This window comes from Paraburkholderia sp. RL17-381-BIF-C (assembly GCF_046026435.1).
Lineage (GTDB): Bacteria > Pseudomonadota > Gammaproteobacteria > Burkholderiales > Burkholderiaceae > Paraburkholderia.
Genome location: NZ_JARESX010000003.1, coordinates 274,458 through 297,280, shown reverse-complemented (window position 1 = coordinate 297,280; position 22,823 = coordinate 274,458). Strand labels below are relative to the sequence as shown.

General features: G+C 61.7%; 20 protein-coding genes. 12 read left to right on the top strand and 8 right to left on the bottom strand.

Features of this window, described 5'->3' with window-relative positions; genetic code table 11:
* Nucleotides 1-18: 18 nt before the first annotated feature.
* From P0D70_RS04270 to P0D70_RS04260, 3 genes are all read right to left on the bottom strand, one after another.
* Nucleotides 19-984: an L-carnitine dehydrogenase gene (locus P0D70_RS04270; protein ID WP_408182916.1), complete on the bottom strand. Its 966-nt coding sequence runs from the start codon at nucleotides 982-984 to the stop codon at nucleotides 19-21.
* A gap of 76 nt (nucleotides 985-1,060) precedes the next feature.
* Nucleotides 1,061-1,990, bottom strand: a complete 930-nt coding sequence (cdhC, locus tag P0D70_RS04265) for a 3-dehydrocarnitine:acetyl-CoA trimethylamine transferase CdhC (protein ID WP_408182914.1) — start codon at nucleotides 1,988-1,990, stop codon at nucleotides 1,061-1,063.
* Between the two features lie 41 nt (nucleotides 1,991-2,031).
* Entirely contained in the window at nucleotides 2,032-2,988 is a 957-nt protein-coding gene (locus P0D70_RS04260) for a choline ABC transporter substrate-binding protein (RefSeq protein WP_091807205.1), read from the bottom strand.
* A 370-nt stretch (nucleotides 2,989-3,358) separates the two neighbouring features.
* On the opposite strand from P0D70_RS04260, the gene P0D70_RS04255 reads away from it, so the two are divergent.
* Together P0D70_RS04255 and P0D70_RS04250 are read left to right on the top strand one after the other, a co-directional pair.
* Nucleotides 3,359-4,312, top strand: coding sequence for a GlxA family transcriptional regulator (locus P0D70_RS04255; protein WP_091807207.1), 954 nt, complete (start codon nucleotides 3,359-3,361; stop codon nucleotides 4,310-4,312).
* Between the two features lie 232 nt (nucleotides 4,313-4,544).
* On the top strand, nucleotides 4,545-4,874 hold the full coding sequence (locus P0D70_RS04250) for a DUF4148 domain-containing protein (RefSeq protein ID WP_091807209.1): 330 nt from the start codon (nucleotides 4,545-4,547) through the stop codon (nucleotides 4,872-4,874).
* Between the two features lie 318 nt (nucleotides 4,875-5,192).
* Here the strand turns inward: P0D70_RS04250 and P0D70_RS04245 are convergent, their stop codons facing one another.
* Nucleotides 5,193-6,431 carry a LysR family transcriptional regulator gene (locus P0D70_RS04245; RefSeq protein ID WP_408182908.1) on the bottom strand — a complete coding sequence of 413 codons (1,239 nt, stop codon included), beginning with the start codon at nucleotides 6,429-6,431 and terminating at the stop codon, nucleotides 5,193-5,195.
* Between the two features lie 502 nt (nucleotides 6,432-6,933).
* On the opposite strand from P0D70_RS04245, the gene P0D70_RS04240 reads away from it, so the two are divergent.
* The 5 genes from P0D70_RS04240 (at nucleotide 6,934) to P0D70_RS04220 (ending at nucleotide 12,303) form a co-directional block, all read left to right on the top strand.
* A complete protein-coding gene (locus tag P0D70_RS04240) occupies nucleotides 6,934-8,229 on the top strand; it encodes a gallate dioxygenase (protein WP_408182906.1) in 1,296 nt (431 codons plus the stop codon).
* Between the two features lie 226 nt (nucleotides 8,230-8,455).
* On the top strand, nucleotides 8,456-9,805 hold the full coding sequence (locus P0D70_RS04235; RefSeq protein ID WP_408182903.1) for an MFS transporter: 1,350 nt from the start codon (nucleotides 8,456-8,458) through the stop codon (nucleotides 9,803-9,805).
* Nucleotides 9,806-9,870: 65 nt separating this feature from the next.
* Nucleotides 9,871-10,896, top strand: a complete 1,026-nt coding sequence (locus tag P0D70_RS04230; RefSeq protein WP_408182901.1) for an amidohydrolase family protein — start codon at nucleotides 9,871-9,873, stop codon at nucleotides 10,894-10,896.
* Nucleotides 10,897-10,898: 2 nt separating this feature from the next.
* Nucleotides 10,899-11,582: a 4-carboxy-4-hydroxy-2-oxoadipate aldolase/oxaloacetate decarboxylase gene (ligK, locus tag P0D70_RS04225; protein WP_091807218.1), complete on the top strand. Its 684-nt coding sequence runs from the start codon at nucleotides 10,899-10,901 to the stop codon at nucleotides 11,580-11,582.
* 31 nt (nucleotides 11,583-11,613) lie between these two features.
* The gene (locus P0D70_RS04220) at nucleotides 11,614-12,303 is read left to right on the top strand and encodes a substrate-binding domain-containing protein (protein ID WP_408182949.1); all 690 of its coding nucleotides are present in this window, start codon (nucleotides 11,614-11,616) and stop codon (nucleotides 12,301-12,303) included.
* 31 nt (nucleotides 12,304-12,334) lie between these two features.
* On the opposite strand, the gene P0D70_RS04215 is transcribed toward P0D70_RS04220, so the two are convergent.
* Complete coding sequence (locus tag P0D70_RS04215) at nucleotides 12,335-13,216, bottom strand: transporter substrate-binding domain-containing protein (RefSeq protein WP_408182897.1); 882 nt, start codon at nucleotides 13,214-13,216, stop codon at nucleotides 12,335-12,337.
* Nucleotides 13,217-13,255: 39 nt separating this feature from the next.
* On the opposite strand from P0D70_RS04215, the gene P0D70_RS04210 reads away from it, so the two are divergent.
* The 5 genes from P0D70_RS04210 (at nucleotide 13,256) to P0D70_RS04190 (ending at nucleotide 19,065) form a co-directional block, all read left to right on the top strand.
* Nucleotides 13,256-13,825: a hypothetical protein gene (locus P0D70_RS04210; RefSeq protein WP_408182895.1), complete on the top strand. Its 570-nt coding sequence runs from the start codon at nucleotides 13,256-13,258 to the stop codon at nucleotides 13,823-13,825.
* Between the two features lie 198 nt (nucleotides 13,826-14,023).
* Complete coding sequence (locus P0D70_RS04205) at nucleotides 14,024-16,183, top strand: ATP-binding protein (protein WP_408182893.1); 2,160 nt, start codon at nucleotides 14,024-14,026, stop codon at nucleotides 16,181-16,183.
* Nucleotides 16,180-17,832, top strand: a complete 1,653-nt coding sequence (locus P0D70_RS04200) for a response regulator (protein ID WP_408182890.1) — start codon at nucleotides 16,180-16,182, stop codon at nucleotides 17,830-17,832. Before P0D70_RS04205 ends, P0D70_RS04200 begins: the two co-directional genes overlap by 4 nt.
* Nucleotides 17,807-18,439 carry a response regulator gene (locus P0D70_RS04195; protein WP_091807231.1) on the top strand — a complete coding sequence of 211 codons (633 nt, stop codon included), beginning with the start codon at nucleotides 17,807-17,809 and terminating at the stop codon, nucleotides 18,437-18,439. Before P0D70_RS04200 ends, P0D70_RS04195 begins: the two co-directional genes overlap by 26 nt.
* Before the next feature lie 416 nt (nucleotides 18,440-18,855).
* The gene (locus P0D70_RS04190; RefSeq protein WP_408182888.1) at nucleotides 18,856-19,065 is read left to right on the top strand and encodes a hypothetical protein; all 210 of its coding nucleotides are present in this window, start codon (nucleotides 18,856-18,858) and stop codon (nucleotides 19,063-19,065) included.
* A 42-nt stretch (nucleotides 19,066-19,107) separates the two neighbouring features.
* On the opposite strand, the gene P0D70_RS04185 is transcribed toward P0D70_RS04190, so the two are convergent.
* From P0D70_RS04185 to P0D70_RS04175, 3 genes are all read right to left on the bottom strand, one after another.
* Nucleotides 19,108-19,959: a DUF6566 family protein gene (locus tag P0D70_RS04185; protein WP_408182947.1), complete on the bottom strand. Its 852-nt coding sequence runs from the start codon at nucleotides 19,957-19,959 to the stop codon at nucleotides 19,108-19,110.
* An 820-nt stretch (nucleotides 19,960-20,779) separates the two neighbouring features.
* Entirely contained in the window at nucleotides 20,780-21,148 is a 369-nt protein-coding gene (locus P0D70_RS04180) for a hypothetical protein (RefSeq protein ID WP_408182886.1), read from the bottom strand.
* A gap of 101 nt (nucleotides 21,149-21,249) precedes the next feature.
* Nucleotides 21,250-22,788, bottom strand: a complete 1,539-nt coding sequence (locus P0D70_RS04175; RefSeq protein WP_408182883.1) for a methyl-accepting chemotaxis protein — start codon at nucleotides 22,786-22,788, stop codon at nucleotides 21,250-21,252.
* Nucleotides 22,789-22,823 lie beyond the last annotated feature (35 nt).

Below are 22,823 nucleotides of genomic sequence, written 5' to 3'. Positions count from 1 at the left end.
GCCTCGCATTTCGAGGCATCAATCGGCCGGCAGCAAGCCATGCCGTGCCTTCGCCTCCGCAATCGCCGTCAGCACACTCGTAATGCAATCGTCGCGGTAACGTTCCAGCTGTTTGATCGACCGCGGGCCGACCTGTTCAGCCGTGCCGTCCACGACCCGGTCGATCAGTTCATCCGTCAGCTTCGGCGCGACCAGTTTAGTCCACGGTAGCTCCAGCGCCGGTCCGAACTGCTGCATGAAATGGCGCATGCCCGCATCGCCGCCCGCCAGCGTGTAGGTGAGGAACGTGCCCATGAACGACCAGCGGATGCCCGCGCCGAAACGGATCGCGTCGTCGATTTCGCCGGTGGTCGCAACGCCTTCGTTGACCAGATGCAAGGCTTCGCGCCACAGCGCTTCGAGCAGGCGGTCAGCGATGAAACCGGGCACTTCCTTGCGGACCCGCAGCGGCCGCATCGAAAGAGCACGATACACCTGTTGCGCGGCGTCGAGGGTTTCCGGGGCGGTGCTTTCGCCGCCCACCACCTCGACGAGCGGCAACAGATACACCGGATTGAACGGATGGCCGACAATGCAACGCTGCGGGTTCACCGCACGCGCGTAAAAGTCGCTCGGCAGAAGACCCGACGTCGACGAAGCGATGATCGCATCCGGCTTTGCCGCACGGCTGATCTGTTCATGCAGCGCGAGCTTCAATGCCTCGCGCTCCGGCGCGCTTTCCTGAATGAAGTCCGCCTGCCCGACGCAGGCTTCGATCGTGTCGACGAAGCGCAGTCGCTCGGGCGACGCGCCCGCGGCCAAACCCACGCGCTGCAGCGCCGGCCAGGCGTTGGCGATGTTCTCGCGCAATTGCTTCTCCGCGCCCGGCGCCGGGTCCCACGCGAGAACATCGAGCCCGTGCGCGAGCGCGCGCGCCACCCAGCCGCTGCCGATCACGCCAACTCCGATTGCCGCGAATGTTTTGATATCGACGATCACTGCCATTGCTGACGTTTCCTTTGCCTGTGTGTTGTCTGATTGCGATGCGCGCCGCCATGCAGGCAACGCGCGTGGCGCACGATCACGCGTACTGTCCCGCCGCACGCCGCTCCAATTGGCGTTCGCCACGCGCGGGCAGGCCCAGCTTGCGGCGTCCTTCGGCAGGCGTCAGCGCGCGCGCGCCGAGCCGTTCGATGATTTCCACCGCGCGTTGCACGAGCGTGCCATTCGTTGCGGGCACACCTTTGTCGAGCCAGATGTTGTCTTCGAGGCCGACGCGCACGTGGCCGCCGAGCAGCATGGCCTGCGCGACCATCGGCATCTGCATGCGGCCAATGCCGAAGCCGGCCCATTGCGCGCCGGGCGGCAGGTTATCGGCCATGGCTTTCATGGTCGTGGTGTCGGCGGGCGCGCCCCAGGGAATGCCGAGGCAAATCTGAAACAGCGGCGGCGCGTCGAGCAAGCCTTCCTTGAGTAATTGCTTTGCGAACCACAAATGGCCCGTATCGAAGATCTCCAGTTCCGGCTTCACGCCGAGTTCCTGGATGCGCTGCGCGCCGGCTCGCAATTGCGCGGGCGTGGATACATAGATGTAGTCGCCGTCGCCGAAATTGAGCGTGCCGCAATCGAGCGTGCAGATTTCCGGCAGCAACTCCTCGACATGCGCGAGGCGCGTCAGGCCGCCGACCAGATCGGTGCCCGCGCCGAAGCGCATCGGGTCTTCGCCTGGGCCGATCTCCAGATCGCCGCCCATGCCGGCCGTCAAGTTGATGATCACGTCCGTGCCCGAAGAGCGAATGCGGTCGACCACCTCGCGATACAGCTGCGGATCGCGGCTGCCGCGTCCGGTCTTCGGATCGCGCACGTGGCAGTGTGCGACGGTGGCGCCGGCCTTGGCGGCTTCAATGGCGGCCTCGGCAATCTGTTTCGGCGTGACGGGAATGGCCGGATGCTTGCCGACGGTATCGCCTGCGCCGGTGACCGCGCAGGTCACGATGACTTCATGATTCATGCGTGCTAGTTCCTGTGGATTGAAATGCGCGACTGTCGGGATCAAAGACCCAGATAAGCCTTGACCGCGGGCAAGCCGTCCTTGCCGTCGTAGGTTTTGACGCCGGCAAGCCATGCGTCGAGTACTTGCGGGTTTTTCTTCAGATAGGCTTTGGCGGCGTCGGCCGGTTTTTCCTTGTTCATGACCGATTGCATGACCACGTTTTCGAGCTGCGTAGAAAAGCGCAGATTGCTCACGAGCTTGCCCGCGTTCGGGCAACGCGTCAGAAAGTCGGGGGACGTCAGCGTATAAACGCGTGCTTCGCCGTCGTTGGGACCGAACACGCCGTCGCTGCCGGTGAGGTATTTCATGTCGATCTGAATGTTCATCGGATGAGGTTCCCAGCCGAGAAAGACCACCCACTTTTTCTCGCGGATCGCGCGATCGACCGAAACGAGCATGCCCGCTTCGCTCGATTCGATCAGCTTGAAGCCGCCGAGGCCGAACTGATTGTTGGCGATCATTTTCTGGATCGCCGCATTCGCGCTGCTGCCGGGTTCGATGCCGTAGATCTTGCCGTCGAGCTGCTCACGGTGTTTGGCAATGTCGGCGAAGGTTTTCAGGCCCGCGTCGTATTCGTAGCTCGGCACGGCGAACGTGGCTTTGGCGCCCGTCAGATTGGGCGGTTGCAGCACCTGGATCGATTTCGAATCGACGAACGGCGCGATCGCCTTTTCCTGCACCGGCCACCAGTAGCCGAGCGATACGTCGAGCTGTTTGCTCTTCAGGCCTGCAAACGAGATGGGCACCGAGGCGACGGTCGTCACCGGCTGATAGCCGAGCCCTTCGAACACGGTCGAAGCAAGCGCGGTGGTCGAAGTGATGTCGGTCCAGCCGATGTCGGCGAAATGCACCGCGCGGCAGGCGGCCGGATCCTGCGCGAAGGCCGGCAGCGCGGTAACGGCCGCGGCCGCGAGGCATACAAAATGGGCAAGCACGGCTTTGATGCGTAACTTCATGATGTTCCCTCTTCTGACACGTTCAACAGCGTGTTTCGAACCGGGCCGCGCCTGAGCAGATGAAACCTGGCGAAGCGGCCCCCGGACATGCGATACGGCCTGTGTGATGCCTGAACTGCACGATGACGTAACGTTAATGCCCCATATTCCGCGCAAAGCGACCGCCAGCGACCGGTTCTTGCTTCCACGCGACTATGAGGGAAAACCAGCGGCGCTTCGTCTTGCAGTGCAACAGCGGGTGGTACAGCGGGTGCAACAGCGCCGCGGCGGGATTTTTGACGCGCCTTGCCCACTTGCGTGCTGCTTGCTAGGCTCGCCGCAAGCCCGCGTCCGCCCGCGTTTTCGTCTCTCCTGATCGAGTGTTTGCACGATGCCCGAAGATATGTCGTTCCTCTTGTTGCCGGGCTTTTCGGCGATCGGCTTCATGTCGGCGGTGGAGCCGTTGCGGGTGGCCAATCGCTTTCAGGGCGATCTGTACCGCTGGCGCATTCTGAGTGTCGATGGCGCGCCGGTGGCCGCCAGCAACGGCATTTCGATCAACGCCGATGCCGCCATCGGCGACGTGGCCGCGGCGCAAACGCTCTTCGTCGTCGCGGGCTTCGAGCCTCTTGCCTGCTATACGCGTGCGCTGGGGGATTGTCTGAAGCGACTGGACCGCGCGGGGGCGACGCTCGGTGGTATCGACACCGGCAGTTTCGTGCTCGCCGAAGCCGGCCTGCTGGGCAGTGCGGACAACGTGACCGTGCACTGGGAAGCGCTGTCGGCGTTCCGCGAGCGTTATCCGTCGCTGGACGCCAGTCAGGAGCTGTTCGAAATCGGCGCGCGGCGCATTACGTGCGCGGGCGGCACCGCATCGATCGACATGATGCTCGACCTGATCGGCCGCGAGCATGGCGCCGCGCTGGCCTCGGCGGTGTCGGAGCAATTCGTGGTGAGCCGGATCCGCCAGCGCTCGGATCATCAGCGCATGGAGATCGCCGCGCGTTACGGCGTGCACAACCGCAAGCTGATTCAGGTGATCGGCGTGATGGAACAGCATATGGAGGAGCCGCTCGCGCCGGATCGGCTCGCGCAGGAGATCGGCGTGACGCGGCGTCAACTCGAGCGGCTCTTTTGCGCCTCGCTGAAAGACACGCCGACCCATTTCTATCTGCAGTTGCGCCTCGCGCGTGCGCGCGAGCTGCTGCAACAGACCGACATGTCGATTACTTCGATTTGCGTGGCATGCGGATTCGAGTCGCCCTCGCATTTTTCGCGCACGTACCGCGCGCGCTTCGGCGCGAGCCCGAGAAGCGACCGGCAGCCTTCCATGGGGCCGGCGTAAAGGCGCTGAAGCGCCAACGCGAGTCGAGAGGGGACGGGCGGTACAAAGGCCGGCGAATTGCCGCCGTCGGAGAGGCAATTCGCCGGCCCGCGACGCAATTATCCCGATTATCGCAACAGTGAATTAGGTGATTGGGGGTTTACCCTAAATAGACTGACTCCTAGACTGTGTTCATCCGCTGCAGACAAACCGATTCGCAGCGTGGCAAAAACAATCTCTGGAGGTAGTTATCATGAAATCCCTGATCGAAGCCGCTGTCATCGCCGCACTCATCACCGCACCGCTCGCCGCTTTTGCTCAATCGAATCAGCCGGTTACGCGCGCGCAAGTGCGCGCTGAGCTGGTTCAGCTGGAAAAGGCCGGCTACAACCCGGCCACCGCGAGCGACCCCCAATATCCGGCTGATATTCAAGCTGCCGAGGCTCGTGTAGCCGCGCAAAACGGCGCCGTCCAAACCAGCGGTTACGGTTCGGCCACGAATGGTTCGTCGCAGGCCGGCAGCCGTTCGGAAACGACCCGCAGCTCCTATTCGGCTCCTGTCGTCAACTACAGCCATAACTGATTTCGACGTGAGTGCGTAATAGCTCGCTCCATCCGCGTGTGCGGCAGCCGACAAGGATCGGCTTCCCGCCCACGGCGATCACGACGGCTTTCGTACTGACTGCAGTGGTTCCGGCTACGCCGAAAAGTATCTGATCGATGACTCGCTGATTCCCTGGAGAGTGCTCCAGGGAATCAGCGAGTCTTTCTGTTTCTCCGCGGACTGTTCTCGCCAAATCCTCCCCCTGAAAGTCCGCGATGCAGCGCGCAAACTTCCATGTTTTTCGGAATTGGCGAATCGCTTTCGCCATGTCGAAAACGCCTGCCGAATTGCCGGACTTCAGCCACTGTGTGTGCGCATCACGTCTACAACGGACACGCGGATCGCATCGATCAAAGCTCGCGCGGCCGGGGACGGGCTGCCGGTCGAGCGCATGGTCAAACCGATGTCGCGTCGCGTGTTGTGTAACTTGACGTCGAGAATCGCCAGTTGTCCGGACTGAATTTCCTGTTGCAATTGGTGGGCCGACAGCGCGGCAATCATGTCCGTGTCGAATAGCAGACCGCGAATCACTGCCAGGTCCGCAGTTTCCACGGTCGGCACAGGCGGTTTGACCTTCATTCGCCTGAACTGTTTTTCGAAGAGCCCAAGAGCCGGTGCGTTGCTGCGCGGGAGGATCCACTGTGCGTCGCGCAGATCCATGATGCTGAGATCGCGCGCATGAGCGAGCGGATGATCGCGGCGTACGAGCAGCGCCATGTCGGACGACATCAATCGCTCGTTCTTCAGGCCACTCGCGGCGTCGTTCTCCCGTAGCGCGCCGAGGATAAAGTCGACGTCACCCGCGCGCAGGTCTGCAACGAGCGCCTCGTAGGCACTTTCGTTCGTGATGGTGCGCACACCTGGATTTTCCCTCGTCATCCGTGCGATCGCTTTTGGCAGGATCAGCGTGCGTCCGAGCGGCAACGCACCGACTGTCACCGTCCCTTGAATCTGACCGTGCGTTGCCGCAACGTCGTCGGGTACATGCCTTAGTTCGTTCAACGCGCGACGCACGCGCAGCAGAAACGTTTCGCCTTCTGTCGTGAGAAGGATGCCGCGCGGGCTACGATGAAATAAAGTCAGACCGGAGCCGCTTTCCAGCACGCGAATCGCGGTGCTCACGGCTGGCTGGCTGATGCCGAAGGTCCTCGCTGCACTGGGCATGTGCCGATGGCGGGCGAGCGCCGCAAACAGTTGCAGCCGCCGCGTGTTGAGCAGATAAGCCGGCAACGCGCCCTCCGCCGCGGCGCGGCGGCGTGCCTGCCGCGCCGAGCACCACTGCGCGAGTTCTTCCAGTTCGGCAAAGATCCGCTCGCAACGTTTGAGAATCGTCCGGCCGACCGGTGTTGGAAGCATGCCCGACGGACTGCGAACAAAGAGCGGCTCGCCGAGTGCCGACTCGAGTTCCTGGACAGACCGTGTGACGGCCGATTGGGCGCGAAACAGGGCGGCGGCGGCACGCGTGGCGCTGCCCGTGTCGGCGACCATTCGGAATGCGCGCAATTGCGAGAGGTTGAGAAGTTCGTGGCTGCTCATGGACGGGGCCGTGTTCTGGAATTCCGAATTGCGATTTGGTTCATAAGGCATCTGTTCTGTTTATCGCGCCCGGACGGTCCCAGCGGGATCCATTGTTGAAGCTTTGCCGGTGTGGGATTACAAAAACCCTTGTCGCAGCGCGCTTCGCGGCACTTGCCGCGCAAGCGAAGAGTCGGTAATGGCCATCAATTATCCAACTTTGGTGGTAATGACGGTGGTTTCCGCACCCTTCCTTCGAGCAGGCTTACTCCCTATATTTGTATCCGAAAGCCTGTGCGGAAGATAGCCGCGCCGGTTACCCGACCCATCTGGTTTCGCGGGAGTATGGGCGGCGCAAGGAAAGGGGTGTAAGCGAATCGCGGGATGATGGTTGGCGGTATCCAGGTCGCGACGACTTAGGGTGAGCCCCATCGTTGCCGGACCGCCGCTAACCGTATTCTCCGCGCTCGCCACCTGAGGCGCCTCGATGGGCGGTCATCTGAGATTTCTGAGGAGTATGGGCATGGCACGGATCATCGGAGGCATCGCGGCCTCGCACACACCAACCATTGGCTTTGCTTTCGACAAGAACAAGCGCGACGATCCGGTGTGGGCTCCGATCTTCGAGAATTTCGCGCCGCTGGCGGACTGGCTCGCGCAGAAGCGTCCTGACGTGCTGCTGGTTATCTATAACGACCATGTCACGTCGTTCTTCTTCGACCACTATTCGGCGTTCGCGCTAGGCGTGGGGCCTGAGTGGAAGGTCGCCGACGAGGGAGGGGGCGCGCGGGATCTGCCGCCTATCAGCGGACATCCGGGCCTGGCCGCGCACATCGGCACGTCGCTCATGACCGACGAGTTCGATATGTCCTTCTTCCAGAACAAGGCGCTCGATCACGGCTGTTTCTCGCCTCTATCGATGCTCTGCCCGCATACCCCCGAATGGCCCGTGAAACTCGTGCCGTTGCAGATGGGTGTGCTGCAAGTGCCAGTGCCGAGCGCCCGGCGCTTTTACAAGCTTGGCCAGGCACTAAGGCGTGCGATCGAGAGTTACCCGGAGGATCTCAAGGTCGCGATCGTCGCAACGGGTGGCCTGTCGCATCAGGTACATGGGGAGCGCGCCGGCTTCAACAACACGGAATGGGACCAGCGCTTTCTCGATCTTTTCGAACGCGATCCCGAGCAACTTGCTGATATGACGATCGCCGAATATGCGGAACTGGGCGGGTTCGAGGGCGCGGAAGTGATCATGTGGCTCACGATGCGAGGCGCGTTGCCGTCGAGCGTCGTATGCAAGCATCGCAGTTACTACTTGCCGTCGATGGCGGGCATCGCGACCGCCATCTATGAAGGCGAGGAAGGTGAGACGAAGCCTTCCATTCTGGAGCGCCACCGGCAACGGATGGCGACGCAGCTAGCCGATATCGAGAAGCTCGAAGGCACCTATCCGTTCACGATTGAACTCGCCGTGAAGGCGTATCGGATCAACGATTATCTTCACCGGATGGTGGAGCCGGCCCATCGCGAGGCTTTCCTGAGCGATCCCGAGGCAAGTTTCGAAGCGGCCGCGCTGACCGAAGAGGAGCGAGACCTGATCCGTCGCCGGGATTGGCGCGGCATGCTGCACTACGGCGTTATCTTTTTCATGCTGGAGAAGCTGGGCGCCGTGACAGGCGTGTCGAATCTTCACATCTACGCCGCCATGCGCGGGGAAACGCTGGAAGCTTTCCAGCGCACGCGCAATGCGCCCGGCGCGCTGTATTCGGTGGCGGGAAAAACCGCCAGAAAACTTGACTGGGACAGCCCGAAGAAAGAGTGAGCTGAGAACAGGCGCAGTTGACCGGGATCGCATGGCAACCATGCAAGCGGTAATTCCGCGACGCAGACACAGATCAACAACACAAACAGTTCCGATGGCGCGTTGAGCCGCGCCACTCAGGCCATCGTTCGAGTGGGCCTTTAAACCCGCTTTGGCGTTGCCGTTGCGGAGCCGTTCGCGATCGTTGCGTCGGGCGAGACATATAGGAAGGAGACAGGAGTCAACAATGACTAACGGAAGAACGATTGATATCAAGGCGTTTATCGACGGGCGATCCATTTCGCCTTACCAGTGGCTACTGGTGGCGCTGTGTTTCCTCGTCGTAACCGCCGATGGCATGGACGTGGCGATCATGGGCTTCGTGGCGCCTTCGATCATTCACGACTGGGGGATTTCGCGACCCGCGTTCGGTCTGGTGATGAGCGCGGCGCCGCTCGGCCTCGTAATCGGTGCTCTCGGGGCCGGGCCTGCTTCAGACCGTGTGGGCCGTAAGTGGGTGTTGATTACTTCTGTTTTCCTTTTCGGGGTGTTCACGATAGCGACCGCCTTCACCCGGTCGCCGGTGGAAATGGCCACGCTGCGTTTGCTGACCGGCATTGGTCTTGGCGCCGCGATGCCCAACTCGACCACGCTGCTTTCGGAGTACGCACCTCAGCGCAAGCGGTCACTGTTGATCACCATCATGTTCACTGGTTTCAATCTGGGATCGGCCTTGATCGGTTTTGTTGCCGGCTGGCTCATTCCCGACCATGGTTGGCGTTCGGTATTGATCTTTGGTGGCGCTCTGCCGCTCGCCTTGATCCCCTTGCAGGTGTGGCTGCTACCGGAATCGGCCCGTCTCCTGGCGGTGCGCGGCGCGTCGCCCTCGCGTATCGGCGCGACTCTGGGCCGGGTGTGCGGTGAGCGCTTTACAGGCGACGAGGTTTTTGTTTCCAGCGAGCCCCCGTTGCCGACGCGCAAACCGATCGGCGTACTCTTTTCGCACGGCTACGGCTTCATGACCGTGGCGCTTTGGGCGACCTATTTCATGGGCCTGCTCGTGATCTATCTGTTGACGGGCTGGCTGCCCACGCTCATGAAAGATGCGGGGCTGACCGTCACGTCCGCAGCCAACGTGACCGCGATGTTCCAGATCGGCGGAACGATCGGCGCGGTTCTTGTCGGCTGGATGATGGACAAAGTGCGGCCGGCGCCGGTCATCAGTGCGGCCTATCTCGGCGGTGGTCTGTGTGTTCTTGCGCTTGGGTGGATCGGCGCTTTGTCGTCCTCGCTGGCGTGGTTCGTGTTTGCAGCCGGCTTTTGCATGAGCGGCGCGCAGACCGGGTTGAACGCGTTTGCGCCAGGCCGTTACCCGACGCTCGCACGTGCTACCGGCGTGAGCTGGATGTTGGGCATGGGGCGATTCGGCAGCATCTTCGGCTCGGCAATAGGCGGCGCGCTGCTCGGCCTCGGCTTGCAGTTCAGCGCGATTCTCCCGCTGCTTGCGGTGCCCGCAACGCTGGCTGCGGTGGCCATCCTGCTGGCCCAGCGGGTCAGGGTAAGCGAGCCAACCGCGCAGCCCAACACGGCACACTGACCAGGTAATCGAGCGATGCCACGTCCGGCATTGCGGCAACAATTCAAACGCTGTTCGGAGTCACGATGATCATCGACATTCACGGCCACTACACAACGGCACCCAAAGCACTGGAAATGTGGCGCAACCGCCAGATTGCGGGCATCAACACTCCTTCGGAAGTGCCCAAAGTTTCCGAATTGCAGATCGGCGACGACGAACTGCGCGAATCGATCGAAAGCAACCAGTTGCGCCTGATGCGCGAACGCGGCCTCGATCTCACGATCTTCAGCCCGCGCGCCAGTTTCATGGCGCATCACATCGGTGATTTTCAGGTCTCCAGCACGTGGGCGGCGATTTGCAACGAGTTGTGCTTCCGTGTGAGCCAGTTGTTTCCCGATCATTTCATTCCGGCTGCAATGCTTCCGCAAAGCCCCGGCGTGGATGTCGCCACCTGCATTCCCGAACTCGTCAAATGCGTGGAGCAGTACGGCAACGTGGCGATCAATCTCAACCCGGACCCGTCGGGCGGTCACTGGACCAGCCCGCCGCTGTCCGATCGCTACTGGTATCCGATCTACGAGAAGATGGTCGAGTACGACATCCCCGCAATGATTCACGTGAGCACGAGTTGCAATGCGTGTTTCCACACAACGGGCGCGCACTACCTGAACGCCGACACCACTGCGTTCATGCAATGCCTCACGTCGGACCTGTTCCGCGATTTTCCAACGCTGCGCTTCGTGATTCCGCACGGCGGCGGTGCGGTGCCGTACCACTGGGGGCGCTTTCGCGGACTCGCACAGGAATTGAAGAAGCCGCTCTTGAAGGACCATCTGCTCAACAACGTCTTCTTCGACACCTGCGTCTATCACCAGCCGGGCATCGATTTGCTGACGCGCGTGATTCCCGTGGACAACATTCTGTTTGCAAGCGAGATGATCGGCGCCGTGCGCGGCATCGATCCCGAGACGGGCAATTACTTCGACGACACCCGGCGCTATATCGAGTCCGCGCAGATCGATGCGGACGAGCGGTACAAGATTTATGAAGGCAACGCGCGGCGCGTTTATCCGCGCCTCGATGCAGCATTGAAAATGAAGGGGCTTTGATCATGTATGAATTAGGCGTGGTGTATCGCAACATTCAGCGAGCACAGAAGGATGTCGCCGCGAATCTCGGTGCGCTTGGGACCGCGACCGTGCACGAAGCAATGGGTCGCGTCGGCCTGCTCAAGCCATACATGCGGCCGATTTATGCGGGTGCGCGCGCCCATGGCACGGCGGTCACGGTTCTTTTGCAACCCGGCGACAACTGGATGCTGCACGTCGCCGCCGAACAGATCCAGCCGGGCGATATTGTCATTGCCGGTGTCACGGCCGATTGCACGGACGGCTATTTCGGTGATCTGCTGGCAACGAGCTTCAAGGCACGCGGCGCGCAGGGGCTCGTCATCGATGCGGGCGTGCGCGACGTAAGCGTGCTGGCCGACATGCAATTCCCGGTCTGGAGCAAAGCGATTTCCGCCAAAGGGACGATCAAGGCCACGCTCGGCTCGGTGAACATTCCGGTGGTGTGCGCCGGAGCGCTGGTGAATCCGGGCGACGTCGTCGTCGCGGATGAAGACGGTGTCGTGGTGGTCCCCGCAGCGTCGGCGCAGAAGGTGCTCGACAAGGCGGCGGCGCGCGAAGCCAATGAGGCCGAGAAGCGCGCGAAGCTCGCTGCCGGCGTGCTCGGTCTGGATATGTATCGCATGCGCGAGCCCTTGCAGGAAGCAGGGCTGCGCTATATCGACTGAAAGGGCGTGTAACTTGGTTATCGATCAAACCATGGGGCAAACGGTCACCGTTATCTCATCAATGGCGACCCGCAATGTGCTCGCCGATCTCACCGAACGATACGCGCAGGATTCGCGGCAATCGGTGTCGGTCGAATCGGTAGGCGGCGTCGATGCTGCCCGGCGTGTGATGGACGGTGAGCCGTTCGATGTCGTCGTGCTGGCGGCCGACGCAATCGACCGGCTGGCGGCGGCCGGCCGGATCGTGGCGGGCAGTCAGAGGGAGATCGCCCGCTCTCACGTGGCAATCGCCGTGGCGGCGGGCGCGGCGCATCCCGACATCTCGACCGGACCCGCCGTACGCAGTGCGATTCTGGCTGCCCGCAGTATCGGCTATTCCACCGGACCGAGCGGTTCGCATCTGTTGCGGCTTTTCGAGCGCTGGGGCATCGCAGGGACTATCGCGCCGCGCGTTGTGCAGGCTCCGCCGGGCGTGCCGGTAGGCTCACTCGTCGCGAGCGGTGAGGTGCAACTCGGTTTCCAGCAATTGAGCGAATTGATGCACCTGCCCGGCCTTGATGTGGTGGGGATCCTTCCGTCTGATATTCAGGTCGTCACCGCTTTTTCAGCCGCGGTTTGCGTGGCGTCCACGCAAGCTGCGCAGGCACAGGCATTCGTTTCGTTCCTTGCGTCGCCCCTTGCGGCGTCTGTCAAGCTGGTGCACGGCATGGAGCCGGCGTGAACCGACGCCGCGGATATTGAGTCTCTGATCGTCAGCTCATCCAGTACTTGTCTGGAATTCTGCGGTCCGCTTCGGAAAGGAAAGGGTTGTCGAGCGTAAAGGTCAGGCGCGATCCGATCTTTGCGCGTGTCAGCGCATCCTGAATGTAATGATGGGAGTTGAACAGTCTCATGTAGGCGCCATTGCGATACGCAGTGGTAAGCCCGCTTTCGATCGCCTGCGCCAGTGCTTCGTGGCCCGAGGCGACATAGAAGATGAAATCCGATCGGTATTTCAGCAGGAGCCGGTTCTCGACCACGAGATCGGGCTCCTGGTGCTGACGGCCATCGAGTTCAGTAAATGCTTCAACTAAGCCGCGCGGGAAATAGTCGACCCGGCCACCCTGGGTCATCTCGAACATCGTGTCATAGGTCGAAGTCTGAACGTTCAGGCCGGCTGCCTTCAGGATCTCCGTATCGATCCACCCCAGTCCCTGCCCGCACATGAATGCTTTCAGATCGGAGAAGCGTTCGACCTTGTCGAAATCCGCTTGCCGATCCTTTCGGATGATGAATAGCCGGTGGCCAATCAGTCCACGATGAATCGGAATCCGCACGACATTCCTGCCGCGCTCGGCTTGCGCCTCCATACTCGTCCAGTGCAGATTGATCATGTTGTCGGGGCCGGCCAGTTCGGCTAGCGCCCGAGCGCGCTCCATTTCGATGTCGGCTGCCCGCAACGTGTACGAAACGTTTGCTGTCTTCATGGCCAGATCGAGTACGGCGAGCGCAAACGCGGCGTGCACGTCGCGGGCAGGCCGAATGCGGGGATAGACAACGTCGAAGTGGACGGTAGAGTCGGCAGGCGCGGCACGCGCGCGCAGCGTGCTGCCCGCCGCAGCCAGCGCTGCCAGTACAAAGCGCCTGCGATCCATGGATGGTCGGTTTCTCGAAACAGCAGTGGTGCGCTCGGATTGGCGCTTGTCCGCACAGCTTCTCGCCTGAGCGGTTTTTCATCCTGCCACGTCCTGCCTTTACTTACAAATCGTGTAATCCCGTTGTTAGGGTGCAGCGGGCATTCAGGATTTCCTGACGGCATCTTCAGCGGATCGGAAGGGCTTTTTTCCGGGCTTCCTGACTGTGTGCCGGTCCCGGCCTCCTTAGGATGGTTTATCGAAATCGTCTATATCAACGGTCCCGTTATGAACGGTCATTCAGAAAGCCGCGAAATCGCGGTTGAATTCCTCGACACCGCGTGCGAGCGGCTGTTCGACATCTGGTGTGAAAGCAGAAGCGTCATACCGCTCAGCTACCTGCTGCACTGCTGGCCATTGCCGGATAGGGGGTACGCGTCCGTGAAGCGGTTGTCCGACGGATTGCGCGAGCTGCGGATGTCGAACCCCCATGCGCTCGGTGGCCGCATCCGGCCGATCCTCGCGGAGGTCACCTCATGCATCGATGAGATCCTGCAGTATCCGCGGATCTGCTTGCCGCGAGCGGTCAACGATTCGCCGGCTGTCGCGACGGACATGTACGTCAACTAGACTTTCGTCAGAATAATCAGGACGCGTTTCACCGGGAACGAGCACCGGGCGGATCGGCAAATGAGAGTGACTGGCTGACTGGGGCAGGCAAACGTTGAAGCGCCACCCTGCGAAAGCGCTGGCCGACCGTTCAGAGCCCGTGTAGCGGCAACGAGTGCAGAATAGACGAAACTAGAACCGTAGCACTCGCGGGGAAGCATGAAGCACAACCTCTTCGACGCATGGTGGAGTTTGATCAGCCGCTTCAGGAGCAGCCTTGTATCACGGCTTCTCGTCACCGTGCTGCTCGTCAGCTGCGCGGTCACGGTGTTGCTGACCGGGCTGCAGCTTTACCGCGACTACGAGCAGGGCGTGAAGCAGATCGACAATCGCCTTGTGGACATTGACCGCAGTAGTCGCGACAGTCTGGCGGAAGCGCTCTGGCGACTCGACGATGCGCAACTGCAACTGGAGTTGAACGGCATTCTGCGTCTCGCGGATATCCGTGCCGTGGAAATTCGCGAGGCGGGGAAAGCCGGTCAATCTGCCTACCTGAGTGCGGGTCAACGCTCCGCCGGTCCCGTCATGGCTCGCGAGTTTCCGCTCTTCTACAGGGTGCAGGGCAAGGAGCGCGAGATCGGCAAGCTCTACGTGGAGGCGACGCTGCTCGACCTCTACCGGCAGTTGAAGCGGACCGCCGCGACGATTCTGATCACGCAGGCCGCCAACACTTTTTTCGTCTCGCTGTTCATCGTCTACATCCTGTCCCGTCTTGTGATGCGGCACGTCGCGGCCATTGCGCGTATGGTGGAGAACTACGATTTTCGTGAACCGCCCAGGCCGTTCAGCCTCCAGCGCCGCAAACGGCGTGAACCAGACGAACTCGACCGTGTGGCGGCCGCATTCAATGCGATGGGCGCGCGGCTTCACTGCGCGTATCGCGACGAGCAGAATACGGCGGCTGAACGCGAAGCACGCAATCTGGCGGAAGCGGCCAACCGGGCCAAAGGCGAGTTCCTGGCGAACATGAGTCACGAGTTGCGCACACCGCTGAACGGTATTCTCGGCTATGCGCAGATTCTCGAGTGCGATGCCACGTTGAGCGAGCGGCAGCGAGAACGTGTGGCGGTCATCCGCCATAGTGGCGAGCATCTGCTGACGTTGATCGAAGACACGCTTGATTTCGCGAGGATCGAAGCGGGCAAGCTGAGAGTCGAAATAAACGACGTGCCGCTGGCGGGGTTTGTCGATGCCATTCGGGACATCATCGAAGTAAAAGCCGAGCAGAAGCATCTCGACTTCATCTGCGAATTCGCGGACGATGCGCCCGACGGCGTGCGTGCCGATGAGCGACGCTTGCGGCAGGTCATGCTCAATCTGCTTGCCAACGCCGTCAAGTTCACCGACTCCGGTTGCGTGAGCCTCCTTGTCTCCAGATCAGAGGCAAACCGCGTCCGTTTCGAAGTGCGCGACACGGGGGTGGGCATTGGTCACGATCAACTGAATACGATCTTCGAGCCCTTCGAACAACTGGGCGCGGCTGAGCGGCGAGCAGGCGGGACCGGCCTCGGCCTCGCCATCAGCCGTGAGTTCGTGCGTGCAATGGGCGGCGAGATCGAGGTGGAAAGCCGCCTCGGGCAGGGCAGTACTTTCCGCTTCGAACTGCCGCCCGCGAGCGTGACGCCCGTGTTGCGCAAGACAGCGGCCCCAGCGTCGCTCTCGTCCACGGCGACGGGCTATGAGGGGCCGCGCAGGAAGGTGCTGGTCGTCGACGATATCGAGGTCAATCGTGCGATCGTTGTAGACCTGCTAGGCCGTCTCGGCTTCGACACCGTCGAGGCGCAAGACGGTCGCGATGGGTTCGAGACGGCGCAACGCGAACGACCGGCACTCATTCTTACGGACATCGTGATGCCCGAAATGAACGGCCTTGAATTGACGCGCAACCTGCGACAATCGCAGGGGTTCGCTCATGTTCCGATCATTGCCATGTCCGCCAGCCCTTCCGGGATCAACAAGGCGATGAGCATGGAAGCGGGCGTGAACGCGTTCCTGCCAAAGCCGGTCGACCTCGAAGCGCTGCTGGCGCAGATCGCCACGCTACTTGGGCTGAGGTGGATCCATGCGTCGCCGGCCGAGCGTGACGTGACGCCGGAGGTTAGCCTCGCAGCCGTGCCCCGGCGGCAGATGGAAGAATTGCATCATCTTGCGCGCCTTGGCGATATGCATGAAATCATCGCGTGGGCCGAGAACCTGGCGGCGCGCGATTCGCGTTATGGCTCTTTCACGGGGCAACTCTGTGCACTGGCTCGCAACTATCAGTCGAAGTCGATTCTCCATCTGGTCGAACGGTATCTGACTCTCGAGGGCAAGCCATGAACGAGCCCAACGCGGAGGCCCGAGAACGGCCGACGATCCTCATCGCCGACGACACGCCGGCGAATTTCGGCGTGGTCGTCGACAGTTTGACGGACCGCGGCTTTCGGGTGCTCATTGCGCTCGACGGCGAAGAGGCGCTGGAGCGTGCGCTGTTTTCCGCGCCAGACCTGATCCTGCTCGATGTGAAGATGCCGGGAATCGACGGCTTCGAGACTTGCCGGAGGCTCAAGGCGGACCCGCGCACGCGCGATATCGCGGTCATTTTCATGACCTCCTTGACGGGCGCGGAAGACATGGTCGAGGGTTTCTCGGCCGGGGGCGTCGACTACGTGGCGAAGCCAGTCCGTGTCAACGAAATGATGGCGCGCATCGAGACGCATCTCGCGTTGCGCGTGATGCACCGGCAGCTTGTCGTGCAGAACCGCCAGCTCATGAACGAGGTGGCGGTGCGCCACGAGGCCGAGGCCGAATTGTCGCGCGCGCGCGACGCGCTCGAACAGACGGTCGAGCAGCGCACGAGGCAACTCGCGGAGTCGAATGCGCGGCTGTCCGCTCAGGTGGACGAGCGCCGCCGGGCGGAAGCGAAGTTGCAGGCGAGCGAAGCGCGTTTTCGCACGATTGTCGAAACCAGCCCGATTCCGCTGTGCATCACGTCGATGCCCGACGGCGTCATTCTGTACGCGAATGAGCCGTTGCGAAAACTGGTCGGTCTCGATACGGGCATGGGCCCGTTGACCAACATCGTCGATTTCTATATGGATGCCGGCGACCGTGACCGGCTCCTGTCGCATCTGCGCACGGAGGGCAGTTTCAGCAACAGCGAAGTGCATATGCGGCGCGCCGACGGCTCGCCGTTCTGGGCCATGGCGACCGCGCGCGTGGCGACCTTCGGCGATGCCCCGGCGATCTACGTCGGTCTGAACGACATCACGTCGCGCAAGCGTATCGAGCAGGAGTTGTTCGAATCGCGCAATCAGTTGCGCGAGTTGTCCGCGTACATGGAGGCGATTCGCGAGGAAGAGCGCAAGCGCATCGCCATGGAGATTCACGATGAACTCGGCCAATTGCTGACCGCGCTGAAGATGGACGTCTCCCTGCTGAAAATGCGTCTCGGCACCGATCCGGAGGCGATGCGCAAAGCCGACGACATGCGCGAACTCGTCGAAAAGACCATCTGGATGGTCCGCAATGTCGCGAACCATTTGCGGCCGGTGGCGCTCAACTTCGGGGTCGTGTCGGCGCTGGAATGGCTGGTGGAGGATTTCATGCGGCGGCATGGCATTCTTTGCCAACTGCACATCAACGGGGGGGAACCCGTGCTGCCGGAGGCTTGTGCCACAGCCGTATTCCGGATCGTTCAGGCTTCGCTCACCAACGTCGGTCGCCACGCGCGGGCAACGCGTGCCGACGTGACGCTGACTAGCACGGCGGCGGCGCTCGATCTGCACGTGAGCGACGACGGCTGCGGATTCGATCCATCCATGGCGCGTACGGGTTATTCGTACGGACTGCTGGGTATGGAGGAGCGCGCCCGCCTGATCGGCGGCGCGATGAGTATCGACAGTGCGCAGGGTATGGGCACCGCGATTTCCATTCACATTCCGCTTACAGGCGCAGCAGAAAATGATCGACGTCCTGATTGCCGATGATCACGCCGTGGTGCGTGGCGGCCTGAAACAGATTCTCGCGACGACCACGGATATCGTCGTCGCCGCCGAGGCCGCACAAGGTTCGGAAGTGCTCGATCGGCTGCGTACGCGGCGGTTCGATCTGGTGCTGCTGGACATGACGATGCCCGGCATCAGCGGGGTCGATCTGATTCGGCGAGTGCGTGCCGAGCAGCCGTCCTTGCCGATTCTCGTGCTGAGCATCCACAACGAGGCACAGGTCGTGTCGCGCGCGCTGCGCGCGGGCGCGACGGGCTATGTGACGAAAGACAGCGATCTTGACGTGCTGCTCGCGGCGATCCGCAAGCTGGCGGGAGGCGGGCGTTTCATCGACCCGAAGCTGGTCGACGCGATGGTCTTCGAAACGCATTCCGGCGACGCGCCGCCGCATGAAGTGCTATCCGACCGTGAATTCCAGGTGTTGCAGATGCTGGCAGCCGGCCAGAGCATCAACGAGATTGCCGAGTCGTGTTCGCTCAGCGCCAAGACCATCAGCACTCACAAGATGCGGCTCATGCAGAAACTTGGCCTGAACAACAACGCCGAGCTGATCCGCTATGCGATCAGGCACGGTCTGGTGACAGAGTAACGAAGTGACGGTGCCGGTAGGGAAATCCTGAGGCGCGAAGCAGCGTTTCCCGAATCAACAATCCGGCGCTGCTGACTGAAGAAACCTCGCCGTTGTCCCACGATTGGCAAATGGAAATCTGACGTGCGGGGGCAGATGTGGATGCGACGAAAAGCTCACTACGCGGACTGCGCGAGAAATTACTGGCGACGGCGGGCGCGCTTCCGGTCCGTGTGCTCACGCTGCATGGTTCGGCGGACGGTCTGACTTGCCGCGTATGCGTCGAAATCAGGCGACCGGATGGACCGATCCTGCTGTTCTTTTTCCGGCACAGCGACGGTACGTGGCACGTATTTCCGCCGGCAGAGAAACTGTGCAGAATGCGCTTCGAGCCGCTCGTCGGATGACATGAACGAGGCCGGACAAAGGAGTCATCGATGAACGTAGACAAACTGGGGACCTTGTCGGTGCACGAAGCGGCATTGCGCGCGTGGCTGAGCGAATGGTACGACCACGCCTTCGCGACGGGCTTCATCCGGCCGCCTTTCATACTCGACGACGCGACCGCATTGAGGCTCGAAGGTTACTTCGACGTGGGATTGACGCCCGCGGAGGGTGTCAAGGCCATTTTCGGCGTGGTGCATTGACTCGCCAGGGGCGCCGGAGCATCCGGCGCTTTCGGGAGCGGATCACCCCGAGCATTTTCTTTGTTGGCGAACATCGCTGTTCGATTCAGCGGCGTCGTCGCCGCTTTCGCCGCATTCCTCGTCGATCCATTGCCGCGCCCATTCGAGCGCGTATTGCTGCGCCGTCTCGCGGTGTTCGAAGCTCGGACCGATCAGCCCGGAGCGTGCGACGCGCTTTTTATCACGCACGATCTCGGCCCATCCGCGGAAATGCGCGTTGGCCAGGCGATCGGCGGAAACGTGGATCACGTAGCCGCGCGGGTCGGATTCGGTCTGGCCTTTGGACGCGAGGGTCGTCCATGGCGAGGCGGGCCGTTGCATGGTGTGTGGGCGAGTCACCGGTGCGCACGATTCGACGCACCCGGGTACGGGATCCCCTGCATTCAGGGAATTCGGGAGTTGCCGCGCAATATGCCTGAACGTATCGGCGGTATGGGACGACTGCCATGCCTCGCGCGGTGTTTGCCAGGACGCCTGCTCCCTCCAGAACACCCGGCGAAAACCATCTTCCCACGTCTCTCGATCGATGCGGCGCGATGAGGCATCGCGGCGCTCCAGTGTGAACTGCGGACCGCACCGGAACTTGCGTCCAGTGCTCGAAAGAATCCGGTACATCTGCGCCAGGGCGCCGCTCGAACGCCACGCCTCGAAGCGGTGCCGGCAGGTCGGCGCCGACGGATAGTGGCTCGGCAACATCGACCAGGATTCGCCGGTCGTCAGCACCCACACCACGGCGTTCGCCACGACGCGAACCTGCGCGCGTGGCCGGCCGCGCTGCCGGTGAGAAATGGGAGGATCCGCGAGGATAGGCGCGAGCAGCAGCCATTCTTCGTCACTGATTTCGTCGAAATGCACGCTGTCCTCCACATACCCATTGCTTTGGGCGAACACGGGTGTCTGCGTTGCCGCTACAAACCGCTCGTCAGCCACGTTGGCAGTGACGACAGGATCAGCAGGTCCTCGACACAATCCGATAGTTCGCATACCTCCTGAAACGAGGCGTCGCTGGAATCGTGCGGATGTTGCCGTCTGAGCTCGCGTAGAGCGTTGCCAAGACGCCGGAGAGCGTCGGGCTCGCTGTTCATCATCGGCCAGCCTTGCAACAGATACGTCAGCGGCGCGACGCTTCTGGTCTCGCACCACCGGTCGAAGAGGCATAAGCACATTGCGTTGATGTGCTCGATCGAATTTTCTCTCTCTGACAGATACGGAACCATGGCAACACTCGGATGAAGGCAATTGACGTGCATTCATCCTATGCGGCCACTTTTCGCGGTGCAGTCAGGGGATCAAGAAAATGTGGGCGGTAGATGCTGAACTACGGGTCAGGGAATCCTTACTCGCGGGACTTCCCGGCGGGGCGACTTGCCGTGTCGGACGCCTGTTTGACCCAATTCATTGACAGGGGGCTGGTATAGACGCAGCTGCGGCACGTATTCACTCGCCGGTCGGCCGGAGCGTACAAACGAAATTAGACGGGGGAAGTGCAGAAGGGCGTCGAGTCGAGACGCCATTGACGAACATAGAGGAACCGGATCGACGCCGCGTTGGCCCCGACGATCAGACGGGGGTTTCCCCGAACGGGATTTCATTGACCGGCCCGCGCGCGGGCTTGCAGCGCGCTTGAGGGTAACGCCGGTTGCGAATGCGTTACCCCTTGGATTTCGGTGGCAGGTCAGGCGCTGGTATTGATCACCGAGCCGGCCGCGCCGTCCTGTGTCGCACCGGCGCCATGCACTGGCGAAGACGAAGAACTGGCTAATGCGCTCACCGTACTGCCTGCGGCAGGTACATGAAGGTGATGCACGCTTTTTCCAGAGCCGCTCTGCGATGTTGTTGCCGACTTCAGATGCGCCGCAAAACTCGACTGGCTGGATTCACCTGTGCTGCTTTTGCCTGTTAGCATCGACAGCCCGGAACTGATGGCGCTGCGTACGCCGCCGAGCAGGGTGGATGCTGCACCGAGTGGAATCATATTCACATCCATCAGAATGGGGTAATCGAAATACCTGCGCTTGCGGACTATACCTTGTTTTCTTTCCACATGGAGGCGGGCCTTTACTCCATGGAGACGCTTCGCGAAACGGCGTGCCGGGTGCGTTGATTGCGGCAAATGCCGCGTTCGCCGGGAACCGTTCCAACGTGCTACTGAATACGGAACGTGCCGACCATCGTCTGCAACCGCGCGGCCTGCTCATCGAGCGATGCCGCGGCCGCTGCCGCCTGTTCGACCAGTGCCGCGTTTTGCTGCGTCACCTCGTCCATCTGCGACACCGCACGATTCACCTGCTCGATACCGGTGCTCTGCTCGATCGACGCCGCGGCGATTTCGCCCATGATGTCGCTCACGCGCCGGATCGACTCCACGATCTCGCTCATCCGTTCGCCCGCGACCGCCACCTGATCCGTGCCGTCGTCAACGCGCGCCACGGACGAATGGATCAGCTCCTTGATATCCTTCGCGGCCGCCGCGCTGCGTTGCGCGAGCGTGCGCACTTCGCCCGCGACCACCGCAAAACCGCGCCCTTCCTCGCCGGCACGTGCCGCTTCCACCGCTGCATTGAGCGCGAGAATGTTGGTCTGGAACGCGATGCCTTCGATGACCGTGATAATTTGGCCAATTTTGCGCGATTCGTCGGCGATGCTCTGCATCGTGCCGATCACCTCATCGACCGCATTGCCGCCGCGCTGGGTGGCATCCGTCGCGAGCACCGCCAACTGGCTCGCCTGCCGCGCGTTGTCGGCATTCTGCTTCACGGTCGCCGTCAACTGCTCCATGCTCGCCGCCGTCTCCTGCAACGAAGCAGCCTGCTCTTCGGTACGTTGCGACAGATCGGTGTTGCCTTGCGCGATTTCACCCGAGCCGGTAGCAATCGAATCGCTCGAATGCTGAATGCCCTTCACCAGTTCACACAACTGCAGCCGCATCTGGCTCAACGCGTACAGCAAACTCGAGCGGTCGGCCGGCTCCAGCTTGATCGCGGCGGCCAGATTGCCCGACGCGATTTGCGCCGCAAACGCCGCGGCATCGGCCGGTTCGCCGCCCAATTCACGCTTCACGCTACGCGTCATGACCCACGCCATGCTGCCAACCGCGGCAAAGATCGCAAGCGAAATCACGATCAGCATTTTCGCGAGTTTCCAGTACGCCGCGCTAATGTCGTCATAGAAGAATCCCGTGCCGATCCACCATTGCCATGCCGGAATGGCGACCACGCCTTGCAGCTTGCCGACGAGCGGGGCGTCCTGAGAGCGCTTGATCAGCACGTCCACCAGTGCAATGTGATTCTTTGCAAGTCCCTGCTGATACGCCTGCGTATCGGTGAGATCGCCAGATGTGGTCTTGTTGCCGCCGGTTTTGGTGCCGACGAGACTCGGGTTCGGGTGGACCAGATTGACGCTGTCGGTATTCGTCACCCAGTAGTAGCTCTGGCTGTTCGCGTTCAACTGACTGAGCGCCGTTTTGGCGGCAGCCTGCGCGTCGTCGCGGCTCATCTTGCCGCTCGCTTCGAGCGACTGGTAATACAGCACGAGGTGTTCCGCTTTGGTCAGCAGCGTTTCAATCTGCGCCTGACGGCTCTCGATCAGGGCATGGTCGAGTTGCGACAGCGCGATCGCAGCGATGCTGACGACACCTGCCAAGGCGGTGCCGACAATCAAAATCAGTTTGGTCGAAATTTTCATAGGGATCTAGCCGGCCGCGGGCATGCAAAATTAAC

Coding starts and splice junctions, on each gene's coding strand:
- P0D70_RS04270 (WP_408182916.1), bottom strand. CDS start 984: ATGGCAGTGATCGTCGATATCAAAACATTCGCGGCAATCGGAGTTGGC.
- cdhC (WP_408182914.1), bottom strand. CDS start 1,990: ATGAATCATGAAGTCATCGTGACCTGCGCGGTCACCGGCGCAGGCGAT.
- P0D70_RS04260 (WP_091807205.1), bottom strand. CDS start 2,988: ATGAAGTTACGCATCAAAGCCGTGCTTGCCCATTTTGTATGCCTCGCG.
- P0D70_RS04255 (WP_091807207.1), top strand. CDS start 3,359: ATGCCCGAAGATATGTCGTTCCTCTTGTTGCCGGGCTTTTCGGCGATC.
- P0D70_RS04250 (WP_091807209.1), top strand. CDS start 4,545: ATGAAATCCCTGATCGAAGCCGCTGTCATCGCCGCACTCATCACCGCA.
- P0D70_RS04245 (WP_408182908.1), bottom strand. CDS start 6,431: ATGAGCAGCCACGAACTTCTCAACCTCTCGCAATTGCGCGCATTCCGA.
- P0D70_RS04240 (WP_408182906.1), top strand. CDS start 6,934: ATGGCACGGATCATCGGAGGCATCGCGGCCTCGCACACACCAACCATT.
- P0D70_RS04235 (WP_408182903.1), top strand. CDS start 8,456: ATGACTAACGGAAGAACGATTGATATCAAGGCGTTTATCGACGGGCGA.
- P0D70_RS04230 (WP_408182901.1), top strand. CDS start 9,871: ATGATCATCGACATTCACGGCCACTACACAACGGCACCCAAAGCACTG.
- ligK (WP_091807218.1), top strand. CDS start 10,899: ATGTATGAATTAGGCGTGGTGTATCGCAACATTCAGCGAGCACAGAAG.
- P0D70_RS04220 (WP_408182949.1), top strand. CDS start 11,614: ATGGGGCAAACGGTCACCGTTATCTCATCAATGGCGACCCGCAATGTG.
- P0D70_RS04215 (WP_408182897.1), bottom strand. CDS start 13,216: ATGGATCGCAGGCGCTTTGTACTGGCAGCGCTGGCTGCGGCGGGCAGC.
- P0D70_RS04205 (WP_408182893.1), top strand. CDS start 14,024: ATGAAGCACAACCTCTTCGACGCATGGTGGAGTTTGATCAGCCGCTTC.
- P0D70_RS04200 (WP_408182890.1), top strand. CDS start 16,180: ATGAACGAGCCCAACGCGGAGGCCCGAGAACGGCCGACGATCCTCATC.
- P0D70_RS04195 (WP_091807231.1), top strand. CDS start 17,807: ATGATCGACGTCCTGATTGCCGATGATCACGCCGTGGTGCGTGGCGGC.
- P0D70_RS04190 (WP_408182888.1), top strand. CDS start 18,856: ATGAACGTAGACAAACTGGGGACCTTGTCGGTGCACGAAGCGGCATTG.
- P0D70_RS04175 (WP_408182883.1), bottom strand. CDS start 22,788: ATGAAAATTTCGACCAAACTGATTTTGATTGTCGGCACCGCCTTGGCA.